The 9066-nt window shown below is 57.7% G+C and carries 18 protein-coding genes; 15 read left to right on the plus strand and 3 right to left on the minus strand.

Annotated elements, in window-relative coordinates; all coding sequences use genetic code 11:
- Positions 1–81 precede the first annotated feature (81 nt).
- Both RGV33_RS12005 and RGV33_RS12010 read right to left on the minus strand, forming a co-directional pair.
- A complete protein-coding gene (locus RGV33_RS12005; RefSeq protein WP_322144391.1) occupies positions 82–330 on the minus strand; it encodes a hypothetical protein in 249 nt (82 codons plus the stop codon).
- A 17-nt stretch (positions 331–347) separates the two neighbouring features.
- Entirely contained in the window at positions 348–1016 is a 669-nt protein-coding gene (locus RGV33_RS12010) for an XRE family transcriptional regulator (protein WP_322144392.1), read from the minus strand.
- 87 nt (positions 1017–1103) lie between these two features.
- Here RGV33_RS12010 and RGV33_RS12015 point away from each other — a divergent pair, with 87 nt between their 5' ends.
- The 15 genes from RGV33_RS12015 to RGV33_RS12085 all read left to right on the plus strand — a co-directional run bounded on the left by RGV33_RS12015 (position 1104) and on the right by RGV33_RS12085 (position 8683).
- Positions 1104–1319, plus strand: a complete 216-nt coding sequence (locus RGV33_RS12015; protein WP_236375408.1) for a YdaS family helix-turn-helix protein — start codon at positions 1104–1106, stop codon at positions 1317–1319.
- A 54-nt stretch (positions 1320–1373) separates the two neighbouring features.
- Positions 1374–1988, plus strand: a complete 615-nt coding sequence (locus tag RGV33_RS12020) for a hypothetical protein (protein ID WP_322144393.1) — start codon at positions 1374–1376, stop codon at positions 1986–1988.
- A gap of 65 nt (positions 1989–2053) precedes the next feature.
- On the plus strand, positions 2054–2899 hold the full coding sequence (locus RGV33_RS12025) for a replication protein (RefSeq protein WP_322144394.1): 846 nt from the start codon (positions 2054–2056) through the stop codon (positions 2897–2899).
- Entirely contained in the window at positions 2889–3695 is an 807-nt protein-coding gene (locus RGV33_RS12030) for an ATP-binding protein (RefSeq protein ID WP_322144395.1), read from the plus strand. The genes RGV33_RS12025 and RGV33_RS12030 overlap by 11 nt, the downstream gene beginning before the upstream one ends.
- On the plus strand, positions 3695–3847 hold the full coding sequence (locus tag RGV33_RS12035; RefSeq protein WP_322144396.1) for a hypothetical protein: 153 nt from the start codon (positions 3695–3697) through the stop codon (positions 3845–3847). The genes RGV33_RS12030 and RGV33_RS12035 overlap by 1 nt, the downstream gene beginning before the upstream one ends.
- Positions 3844–4338, plus strand: coding sequence for a hypothetical protein (locus RGV33_RS12040; protein ID WP_322144397.1), 495 nt, complete (start codon positions 3844–3846; stop codon positions 4336–4338). Before RGV33_RS12035 ends, RGV33_RS12040 begins: the two co-directional genes overlap by 4 nt.
- Positions 4335–4538, plus strand: a complete 204-nt coding sequence (locus RGV33_RS12045; RefSeq protein WP_322144398.1) for a hypothetical protein — start codon at positions 4335–4337, stop codon at positions 4536–4538. The genes RGV33_RS12040 and RGV33_RS12045 overlap by 4 nt, the downstream gene beginning before the upstream one ends.
- Positions 4531–5001, plus strand: coding sequence for a hypothetical protein (locus RGV33_RS12050; RefSeq protein WP_322144399.1), 471 nt, complete (start codon positions 4531–4533; stop codon positions 4999–5001). Before RGV33_RS12045 ends, RGV33_RS12050 begins: the two co-directional genes overlap by 8 nt.
- A complete protein-coding gene (locus RGV33_RS12055; RefSeq protein ID WP_322144400.1) occupies positions 4998–5573 on the plus strand; it encodes a recombination protein NinG in 576 nt (191 codons plus the stop codon). The genes RGV33_RS12050 and RGV33_RS12055 overlap by 4 nt, the downstream gene beginning before the upstream one ends.
- Entirely contained in the window at positions 5570–6151 is a 582-nt protein-coding gene (locus tag RGV33_RS12060) for a hypothetical protein (RefSeq protein WP_322144401.1), read from the plus strand. Before RGV33_RS12055 ends, RGV33_RS12060 begins: the two co-directional genes overlap by 4 nt.
- 144 nt (positions 6152–6295) lie before the next feature.
- Positions 6296–6481 carry a zinc finger domain-containing protein gene (locus RGV33_RS12065; protein ID WP_322144402.1) on the plus strand — a complete coding sequence of 62 codons (186 nt, stop codon included), beginning with the start codon at positions 6296–6298 and terminating at the stop codon, positions 6479–6481.
- 9 nt (positions 6482–6490) lie between these two features.
- A complete protein-coding gene (locus tag RGV33_RS12070; protein WP_322144403.1) occupies positions 6491–7363 on the plus strand; it encodes a putidacin L1 family lectin-like bacteriocin in 873 nt (290 codons plus the stop codon).
- Between the two features lie 144 nt (positions 7364–7507).
- Complete coding sequence (locus RGV33_RS12075; protein WP_322144404.1) at positions 7508–7813, plus strand: hypothetical protein; 306 nt, start codon at positions 7508–7510, stop codon at positions 7811–7813.
- A gap of 193 nt (positions 7814–8006) precedes the next feature.
- Positions 8007–8342, plus strand: coding sequence for an MFS transporter (locus tag RGV33_RS12080; RefSeq protein WP_099489835.1), 336 nt, complete (start codon positions 8007–8009; stop codon positions 8340–8342).
- The gene (locus tag RGV33_RS12085) at positions 8339–8683 is read left to right on the plus strand and encodes a hypothetical protein (protein ID WP_322144405.1); all 345 of its coding nucleotides are present in this window, start codon (positions 8339–8341) and stop codon (positions 8681–8683) included. The genes RGV33_RS12080 and RGV33_RS12085 overlap by 4 nt, the downstream gene beginning before the upstream one ends.
- Before the next feature lie 39 nt (positions 8684–8722).
- Here RGV33_RS12085 and RGV33_RS12090 read toward each other — a convergent pair whose 3' ends face one another.
- Complete coding sequence (locus RGV33_RS12090) at positions 8723–9052, minus strand: hypothetical protein (RefSeq protein ID WP_322144406.1); 330 nt, start codon at positions 9050–9052, stop codon at positions 8723–8725.
- Positions 9053–9066 lie beyond the last annotated feature (14 nt).

Genomic DNA, 9066 nt, shown 5'->3' on the forward strand with positions numbered 1-9066 from the left:
GAAGCGAATTAGAGGTTAAAGAAACAAACTGTCGGATCCCGGTGCATATCAGCGCGAGACGCCGCCGGTCAGAACGCAGGCCTAGAGTCGACGCAATGGCTTAATACGAGTTAATTGACCTGCCTTCACCTCATCCGCATACGCGGCCAGCCGATCCTCGTCCGCATGAAGCACCGTGCACATCTTCGGCACGGCCTGGGCGTCCGCCTCGTTCCCGGCAAGGCTCAGTCGCTCCGCAATCCTCATCAGCTCTACAGCTGACCATTTGAGGTCTGAGGCGACGCCTTGCAGGTCGCGCTTAAGGTCCTGATTGGGCTTAGTGAGTGCCATAGGTCCTCCTGAAAGCATCAATAAAACTTCTGCAGCGCCTGCACAACCACGCCCACGATCCGGCAGTTCTCGTCGACGGCCTCGATGGGGTAGCTCGGGTTCAGCGGCTTCAGGAACAGCCGGCCGCCGTCGCTCACCAGCTTCTTGAATGTGGCTTCGTTGCTGTCCGGAAGCTTGGCCACGACCAGCTTACCCGGTGCAACCTCAGCTTCAGTGTCTACCAGGATCAACGTGCCTTCGGTGATGCTCTGGCCGGCGGGGGCCGTCATCGAGTCACCTTTAACAGTTAGCCAGAACGCTGGGCCTTTGGCGTCGTACTCCGAAAACTCGTAGGTGTCCGAGATTCCGGCCGGGTAGGGCTCCACTGCTTCCGCCCAGGCGCCGGCGGCAACCCAGCTCACAACCGGATAGCGGAACGATTTGGTGGGCTGTGCGGCGGGGGAGATGTTCGATTCACCAGAGCCGGACGTTAACCCAGGAGCCAGCATTGGCCCGATCTCATCGGAAAGCCATTTGGCGCTCACCCCGCATGCGTCGGCGATCTTCACGACGTGCGCGGTGGCTTTCGATTTTCCACGCTCAAGGTCAGAAATCGACGTCTGCGTGATGCCAGCTTTAGCGGCCAATTCGCCCTGGTTGAGCTTGGCGTGCCGGCGCGCCGTCTTTAAACGATCTTTGAATTCCATCCGGCGAGTATTACGGGTGCTCCCATATCCTTGCAAATCGGTATTCCCATAATCTACTATATGGGTATTCCCGTATGGAGGGGCAGCATGAACAGTATTTATAAGGACCTCGTTGCCTTCTTCGGCACTCAGGAGGTCACGGCTGAAAAGCTCAAGGTTGATCAAAGCACCGTTTCCGGTTGGGTTCGCGAGAAGCACGGCATGTCTCCAGTGGTTGCCAAGCGAGCGGAGGCGTTGACCGGAGGTGCTTTCAAAAAAGAATCCCTTTGTCCGTCGTTTCCATGGGCCGAGATGGCTGCCTAAGCGACATCCCTGTCCGCCGTTCCATTGAAGCCAGATTAGAAGAGAGCAGTCCCCATGCAAACGTCCAGTTCCAGACACACCGTACAAACCCGTGATCAGGTGCTGGTCGCCCACGCTGCAAACCAGATCGCGCGCACCAGCCTGAGCCAAGACGACTTCGCCCAGGCGCTGAGTCGCGAACTGCACCTGTCTTGCCCAGAGAAGGCTATTGCCAAAGAGGTGCCGGATTTCGCCGCACTGACCCTGCAGAACGACGTGTCCGACTTTGTAAAGGCGACCGGTCGCTGGCTCAAGCGCGTTCAGCGCTGGCTGTCTGGTGACCAAGAAATGCCGTCCTGGCTGGAAGAGTCGTGGGTCAACGCTCTTGAGCCTGAATTCCGCGACCACTGCGTAAACGAGTTGGCAAGCCGCCACGGCCTGACCGGCGCCCGCCAGATGACCAGCGACCAATGTGCGAACAAAAGCTTCGGCGCGCTCATCCGTGCGCTCGGCGATGTGATCGACACCGGCAGCGAAGTGTTTGACGACCAGGTGATGTGCGAACTGGATCTGCCGCACTTGCCGGCGTTTGCCAAGCAGTGCCGCCAGGTTGAAGCGAAGGCGGGGGAGTTGGGGCGCCGTGCGGAGCAACTGCTCGCGGCAGCTCGTCCACTGAAATCCATCGTCTGAATTCCATGCACAAAAAAGCCGACGTACGAGGTCGGCTTCTTCAACAGCTTTATGCGAGAGAAATCATGCCAAACATTGTTCCGATACACAACCCTCGGGGGTTCACCCGAATGGACAACCAGATGATGGATGGCTTGATGGCCATCGATTTGTCGGCGCGCGAAATGAAGATCGTTCTGTACGTGGCAAAGGCCACCTTGAACTTCAGCACGGGCGCCCATCGCATCCCGGCGGTCGATATCGCCAAGGCAACCCACATCCACCCTGACACGGTGTCGAAGGCTATTTCCGGCCTGCTGCGCCGTCGCGTGCTGTACCGAGAGGGTGGTGCACGCGGTGACATCGGCGTTTGCGACCCCAAAGAGTGGATCTTCGTAGTAGAGCCGAAACAGACTATATCGTCTGATTCGGCTCAAGTGGTCCGAATCGGCTCGGCCGCGAAACAGACCAAAACCGACGACTCCCTTCTTTATACAAAGAAAGAACCCCTATTAACTCTTTCTTCGAAAGAGATTAATCCGCCCCAAGAGCCAACCGAACCGCCGAAGCCTGACCGCAAGGTACCGTTCGGCATGACTCAGTTGCTGGCCGACAACCCGCACAACGTCCCTGAGCAACTGCTCGCTGACTGGCTGACCCAGCGGAAGGCCAAGCGCGCCGCCGTGACCGCCACCGTCTGGTCAACCGTGAACACCGAACTGGCCAAGTGCACCGAGGCCGGGATCACTGCCGACGACGCAATCACCGAAGCGCTGAATTCGGGATGGCAGGGTTTCAAGGCATCGTGGGTGATCAAGCGTTTGGCTGAATCCGCACCGGCACCTACCCCTCAGTCGCGCCACACCGGCTTTGCCGAACGGAACTACACCGATGGCCTGATCCAGCGGGAGGACGGTTCCTATGCGATCTGAGCCTGCCCAGCAAACCCCTGAACTGCCGCCAGGTACCCGCATCCAGCCCGCCGAGTGCGAGACCCACGGGCACTACGACCAGAAGATTTTTCCGGTGCTGGGCAAGGAGCTGAAAAGCGGTTGCCCTAAGTGCGGCCGGATCATCCGCGAAAAGGCCGAAGCTGCAGAACTGGCCAACAGGGCGATGGAGCTCCGTATGGCCATGGAACGCAAGCTTGGCGCCGCGCTGATCCCCAAGCGCTTCGCCAGCAAGACCCTGGACGGCTACGTCGCCGCCACCACGGAACAGCGAAAGGCGCTGAACACCTGCCGCCGGTATGCCGCTGAGTTCGCGCAGATCGCCGAGACTGGCCGCTGCCTGTTGCTGCTGGGAAAACCCGGCACCGGCAAGACGCATCTGTCCGTGGCGATCGCGAACGAGATCATGGACAAGTCATCTGCGACGGCGGTGTACCGCACCATCGGCGCTGTGCTGCAGGCCATACGCGCCACCTACGACCACTCCAGCGACCAGAGCGAAAGCCAGATCCTATCGAGCCTGATCAGCCCCTCGCTGCTCATCCTGGATGAGATCGGCGTCAGCAAGGAGAAGCCCAGTGACTTCGAGCTGACCACCCTGTTCGCAATCATCAATGGCCGCTACGAAGAGCTGCGTCCGACCGTGATCGTTTCCAACTTGGATGGGCAGTCGCTGCCGACTGCCATTGGCGAGCGCTGCATTGATCGGCTGCGGGAGGGCGGTGTGATCGTCATTCCGTTCGAGTGGGAATCACAACGCGGCAAGGAGGGGTTCTGATGAAGGACGCCCTGACCATTTTTTTGATAGCTGCGTGTGTGTTTTTCAGCGTGAACGGGATCGCTACCGGATCCAGATATCTGACACTGGTGTGCGTGAAGATCGCCGCGCAAAGCGTCCCCATTGATCGCGCGCTGGAGCAATGCAAATGACCGATTACACCGAACTGAAGCGGCTGGCCGAGGCTTTCCCGGCGGATCTGGATTGGGACAGCAATACCGAACCGTTCTTCAACGGCCCATCAGGCGAATCGCTGGGTGGCGGCCCTACCGGCTTCTACTGCGTCTACGGACCAGCCTTTGAGATTGATGACGAACAATACGATGGGCCTACATACGTCGAGTCCTGCAAGGTCGACTTTGCAAAGTTCATGGTTGCGGCGCGTGAAGGCGTCCTGGCCCTGATCAAGGATATTGAGAGCCACAAACGCATGCTTCTGGCTGCTGCTTGCGACCTTGGCGCGATCGGTGAAGCGCTCAACTCAGATATGGACGATGACGGCGACGCATTGCTTGGCATGGTCATCGACCTGAAAGCCCAGAACACGCGAATGCTGGAATGGCTCAAGGACATCAGCCGCACATCCGGAGACAAGGGCGCAGTCATGGGCGCTCGCCAACTGCTCAAGGAGCTCGCCGAATGAATGACTTCGACCAATCGGTGCTTGCGTACTACCAAGAGCAGGGCGGAGCTACTGCCTGGATCTGCTCGGGAGCTTTGAATGTTTCTCGGGAAGATGTGAGCAAGGCTTTGCAGCGCCTCAAGCGCAAAGGCGTCATGAAAAACAAAGGCCCGTTCTGGGAGTGGAAAGCGCCATCGCGTCAGGAGGTCGGATATGACTGACAAGGTCAGCGTCAACTGCCTTTCCATGCTCACAGAGGCCATCACCCGCATGTCCAAGATGTTCGAGGACAAGCACTTCGTGGTGGTATCCCTGCGCCCGGGCAAGGACCGCACCCTTGACCAGAACCGCCTGTGGTTCGCGATGTACAAGCGCATCGCCGAAATGACCCAGATCGGCGATGCGGCCGACGCTCGCCGTTACTGCAAGCTGCACTTCGGCGTGCAGATCCTGCTGAACGAAGATGCCGGCTTTCAGGCCGAGTGGTATCGGGTCATGCGTCATCTGCCCTACGAAACGAAGCTGGCCATGATGGGGGAGTGCCACCTGTTCGGGCCGGACGGCTTCCCAGTAACGAGTCTGTTCAACCGCGCCCAGGGCATCAATTACACCGACCGCATCGCTGCCTATTTCACAGGCCAAGGTGTGGTTTTCACTGATCTACTCAGCAAGGAGGCTGCATGATCGCCAAGCAACCCAAACCGAAGAAGTGCAAGAACCCGGCATGCGGCATCAGCTTCCCGCCGCAGCGCCTGGGCCAGGCCGTATGCAGCCCGAACTGTGGCCTGGCCATCAAGGACGTGAACCAGGCGAAGGCCCGCAGGTCACTGGCCGAGATCGGCCGCAAAGAGGTCAAGGCCCGCAAGGAGAAGCTGAAGAGCAGGGCGGATCACCTCAAGGATACGCAGCAGGCTTTTAACGCCTGGGTGCGCGCCCGTGACGCTGAACTTCCGTGCGTCAGCTGCGGCCGCCACCACCAGGGTAAGTATGACGCTGGCCACTATCGGACCGTGGGGAGTAATCCGGCCTTGCGCTTCGAGCCGAAGAACTGCCACCGCCAGTGTTCGCCGTGCAACACCCGGCTTTCCGGGAACATCGTGAATTACCGCATTGAGTTGGTGAAGCGCATCGGCGCCGAGGCAGTCGAGTGGCTGGAGGGTCCGCATGAGGCCAAGAAGTACACCGTGGATGAGTTGAAGACGATGACCGCCGACTATCGGGCAAAGACCAGAGGACTCAAGAGGGCTGCAGCATGAAGATCAATTCAGCACGCCAGGCGTGGCATGACTGCAACTACAACCCCGCGCCGGGTCAGTCCTCAGATGCCGCGGAGCTTGGGGTGGTGGTGCAGAGCAGTGAGCGGGGGCCTACGGCAAATCATGCTGTGCACGGTGCTTTGGCCGGCCATATCCAGTCGGCGATAGCGCGTCTCCACTACCAGTTGCGAGCCTTCGGCAACGCCATGTACGCGGCAGAGCCGACCGATGATGATCGGGAGGAAGCAGAAGATGCGGTTTTCAACCTGGCTTGCTCTCGGGTAGATCGCATGACTGCCAGTAAGCGTGAACGTGCCGAGTACGTCGCAAAGGGTGTTTTTCGCCGGTATCGATACATGAACCAAGGCGGGCAGTCTTCCAACCATGATCCGCTCATCAAGCCGGAGATCTTCCGTGCCTGGGTGGAAGGGGAGTACGGCATCAAGCTCCCCTCAGCAGCTTGGGGGAGGGATTGGGAGCCCTTCGTGCAACTCTGCTTCGATGCCTGCTACGACATCGACGCGAAAGCACTGAGTCCAATTGGCGGGATAATTTACAAGATGAAAGAGGCCGCTTGACTTCCCGCACGGCTGAGGGCAATATTTCCCCACAGTTAGTATTTTGCCTTCGGCAATTTGCACTGGAAGTTCAAGAAAACCCGGCCATTGCGTCGGGTTTTTTATTGCCCACGGAAAGGGCGATTCAGCAAAAGGAATTTGCAGATGTTGAAAGAATTGAGATGCGGTAACTGCAAAAGACTTCTCGCCCGTACGGGTGGGTTTACAGAGCTCCAGATCAAATGTTCCCGATGCGGGACGTTGAATCATGTGAAGGCCACGAGCCTCGAGCAATCGCCTTTGAGCGACATGAGTGCGGAATCCTCCGCGAACAATCAGTCGACTCAATAGGTAAACAATATGAGTTTTCAGTTTACTCCGTTCACAGCCAATGGCAGCTCCGTGCTACCGCCGCGAAACCTCATGAGCGCTGGCCAGTTTCTGCAGTCTCCTAATAAGCGCTTCCGACTGGTTTATCAGCCGGACGAGAATCTGGCGCTATACGATGGCGAATCAGTCGTATGGATCGCAGACGCAAGTAATGCGTACGTGACCCAGATGATTTACAAGTGGAAGGCCGTTTCGACGCCTCAACTTTTCATGAACTACAGCCTGGTGCTGAACGACTTTAGGCGTCAGCGCATTTGGCAGACAAAAAACAGCGACGTTCCGGGCGGCGATAAGTACTTCGATACCCTTGCACAGCGAACTCATCTTCAGCTGCAGGACGACGGCAATATGGTGATCGTTGAGTTGGCTCCGCTTTGGACCACCTCCGGCCTGCCAATTGTTTACGATCAGCCCTCATACATCTTCCCTCCCAACACTTTCCTTGAGGTCGGCAAAATCTACAGCGTTGGTAGCTTTGGCGTGGTATTCCAAAGTGATGGGAACCTGGCTGTCTACGGCCCAGGCAACGCTCTTGTTTGGGCGAGCTACACCCAGGGTAAGGGCGGTACCAGTTGCTTGATGCAGGGTGACGGCAACTTGGTGATTTTCAACGCCAGCGGTGTTGCTTTGTGGCATACGAATACAGGCGGGAATCCAGATGCGGTTCTGAGCCTTCAGGCAAACGGCCGCCTCACCATCACTCAGGCGCGTCCTGCTTGGGCTCGATTTGGCTACACGCCAACGATCCGCGCTCGCAAAGTGTACTACCCGAACAACGCTGATCCGGAGCAAAACGGCACCAATCCGTACCCGACTTATGGCCATATCGGCTATGAGTTCTAAACACTGACGGATGTGCTTATTCAGGCCCGCCGCATTGCATTGGGCCTGATTACAAGAAGGTCGAGAACCTCACTCCCATCGCCTCTGAGCGACATGAAAGCGGAATGCTCCGCGACAAATCATTCGACTCAAGGGTAGAAAAATATGAATCAAGTAAAAGTAGGCGAAAAATTCTGGAACAACATCGGCTTTGTTGACTGGGCCAACCCGTTGATCCTGCCGTCCGAAAACACCACGGGCATCGTGATTCGAACGTGCATCAATAGCGGCGGCAAAATTCTTTCCGGCGCTGTTACTCCGGTTTTTGCCACCCTTACTAAATGCCCGATGATCTATTCGGCAGAAGGGGCTGCGCCTTTTGAGATTGTCATTCCGGCAGGTCAGGGTGTTTGGTATGCGGCGTTTAACAGCAATTCGAGCCTTTACATCACATACGACGTTCTTGCTTGACAGAAATGGTCTTAAGGACGGTCTTGCCCTCCTTAGATAGCCATAAGGCCCAGCTCAATGCTGGGCCTTTCCTATTCAGGGCCTCAGCATTCGCTGGGGCCTTTTCGTTTTCGGCCCCGCCACACCCTTCGGACTGAGCAGGGAGTGCCGCCGGGGCTGACCTATTTCAAACATGCCCCACGGAGTCGAGCGCATGGAGTATCTACAGCGCCTGCTCGACAAGATCGACAGGTTTGAATTACTGATTGCGGGCCTGGTCGGCGCCGTGATCGCCAGTTGGTGGCACAAGGACGACTTGAACGACTGGCGCGCCTGGATGATCTTCCTCATCACCGGCATGGCCTGCTCGATCTACCTCACGAGCATGGTCAGCACCTACCTGGGCGTGACCGAGCCGAAGATCGTCGCCGGCATCGGCTTCCTGTTGGGTGCATTCGGCGGCTCGCTCCTGGCGGCCATCAATCGAGCCATTAAATCCGCTGACCTCTGGGCGCTCATTCGCCAGCGGTTCGGGGGAGGCAACCCATGAATCTTGAACTGATAAACTCCATCGCCTGCGGCCTTATCGCGCTGTGGGCAGCCTGGTGCGTACTGAGTGGGAAGGTGAGGGACGGGATCCTCGGGAAGCTGATCTACACCACGATAGCCATTACTGGTTTCGTCGTGTCGGTGCGTAGCCAGAACATCTTCTTCGGCCCGACCACCGCAGGCCTGACGCTGCACGTCGCCCTGGCCCTGGCCGGCGCCCGCCACATCTTTATGGTCACGTACTGGCAGCGGGTGAAGGTCTGGCTGTGCCGGACGCTGAACTGCGAGCACTGCCTGCACTGCGACAAGGCACCAGGCGGTGTCGAGCGCCGGGGCAAGTAATCCGCGCCACGTTTTCGAATGCGCCAAATCGTGGCGCGACTAGTCGTGATCGCTATAGGCCGTCACCACTAACGGTCTGACAGGGAACCATAACCACTCTCCGTCCTGAGTAATGGATTCGCCCGGCTGTACGGTGTAATCGCCATATGCTTCATCAGGAAAGCTGAACTCAATTGACGAAGTATCAAGCCAGCCTTCGAACGGTTCGGTTTTGACGGCTAGCCAGCTGAAGCCCTTGTTGCTTTTCTGATAGGTGTAAGTGCTTTTATCTAAAGCCCCTCGATGCTGGCTAAACGTAAATGAGGCCTTTGCCTCCTGGGCTGGCCGATCTTCCAGCCTAAACGACATTTGTGCCGTCTTGAACTCCATACGATTGCTCCTTC

It is taken from the genome of Pseudomonas sp. Bout1 (assembly GCF_034314165.1).
Taxonomy (GTDB): Bacteria; Pseudomonadota; Gammaproteobacteria; order Pseudomonadales; family Pseudomonadaceae; genus Aquipseudomonas.

Coding starts and splice junctions, on each gene's coding strand:
- RGV33_RS12005 (WP_322144391.1), bottom strand. CDS start 330: ATGGCACTCACTAAGCCCAATCAGGACCTTAAGCGCGACCTGCAAGGC.
- RGV33_RS12010 (WP_322144392.1), bottom strand. CDS start 1,016: ATGGAATTCAAAGATCGTTTAAAGACGGCGCGCCGGCACGCCAAGCTC.
- RGV33_RS12015 (WP_236375408.1), top strand. CDS start 1,104: ATGAACAGTATTTATAAGGACCTCGTTGCCTTCTTCGGCACTCAGGAG.
- RGV33_RS12020 (WP_322144393.1), top strand. CDS start 1,374: ATGCAAACGTCCAGTTCCAGACACACCGTACAAACCCGTGATCAGGTG.
- RGV33_RS12025 (WP_322144394.1), top strand. CDS start 2,054: ATGCCAAACATTGTTCCGATACACAACCCTCGGGGGTTCACCCGAATG.
- RGV33_RS12030 (WP_322144395.1), top strand. CDS start 2,889: ATGCGATCTGAGCCTGCCCAGCAAACCCCTGAACTGCCGCCAGGTACC.
- RGV33_RS12035 (WP_322144396.1), top strand. CDS start 3,695: ATGAAGGACGCCCTGACCATTTTTTTGATAGCTGCGTGTGTGTTTTTC.
- RGV33_RS12040 (WP_322144397.1), top strand. CDS start 3,844: ATGACCGATTACACCGAACTGAAGCGGCTGGCCGAGGCTTTCCCGGCG.
- RGV33_RS12045 (WP_322144398.1), top strand. CDS start 4,335: ATGAATGACTTCGACCAATCGGTGCTTGCGTACTACCAAGAGCAGGGC.
- RGV33_RS12050 (WP_322144399.1), top strand. CDS start 4,531: ATGACTGACAAGGTCAGCGTCAACTGCCTTTCCATGCTCACAGAGGCC.
- RGV33_RS12055 (WP_322144400.1), top strand. CDS start 4,998: ATGATCGCCAAGCAACCCAAACCGAAGAAGTGCAAGAACCCGGCATGC.
- RGV33_RS12060 (WP_322144401.1), top strand. CDS start 5,570: ATGAAGATCAATTCAGCACGCCAGGCGTGGCATGACTGCAACTACAAC.
- RGV33_RS12065 (WP_322144402.1), top strand. CDS start 6,296: ATGTTGAAAGAATTGAGATGCGGTAACTGCAAAAGACTTCTCGCCCGT.
- RGV33_RS12070 (WP_322144403.1), top strand. CDS start 6,491: ATGAGTTTTCAGTTTACTCCGTTCACAGCCAATGGCAGCTCCGTGCTA.
- RGV33_RS12075 (WP_322144404.1), top strand. CDS start 7,508: ATGAATCAAGTAAAAGTAGGCGAAAAATTCTGGAACAACATCGGCTTT.
- RGV33_RS12080 (WP_099489835.1), top strand. CDS start 8,007: ATGGAGTATCTACAGCGCCTGCTCGACAAGATCGACAGGTTTGAATTA.
- RGV33_RS12085 (WP_322144405.1), top strand. CDS start 8,339: ATGAATCTTGAACTGATAAACTCCATCGCCTGCGGCCTTATCGCGCTG.
- RGV33_RS12090 (WP_322144406.1), bottom strand. CDS start 9,052: ATGGAGTTCAAGACGGCACAAATGTCGTTTAGGCTGGAAGATCGGCCA.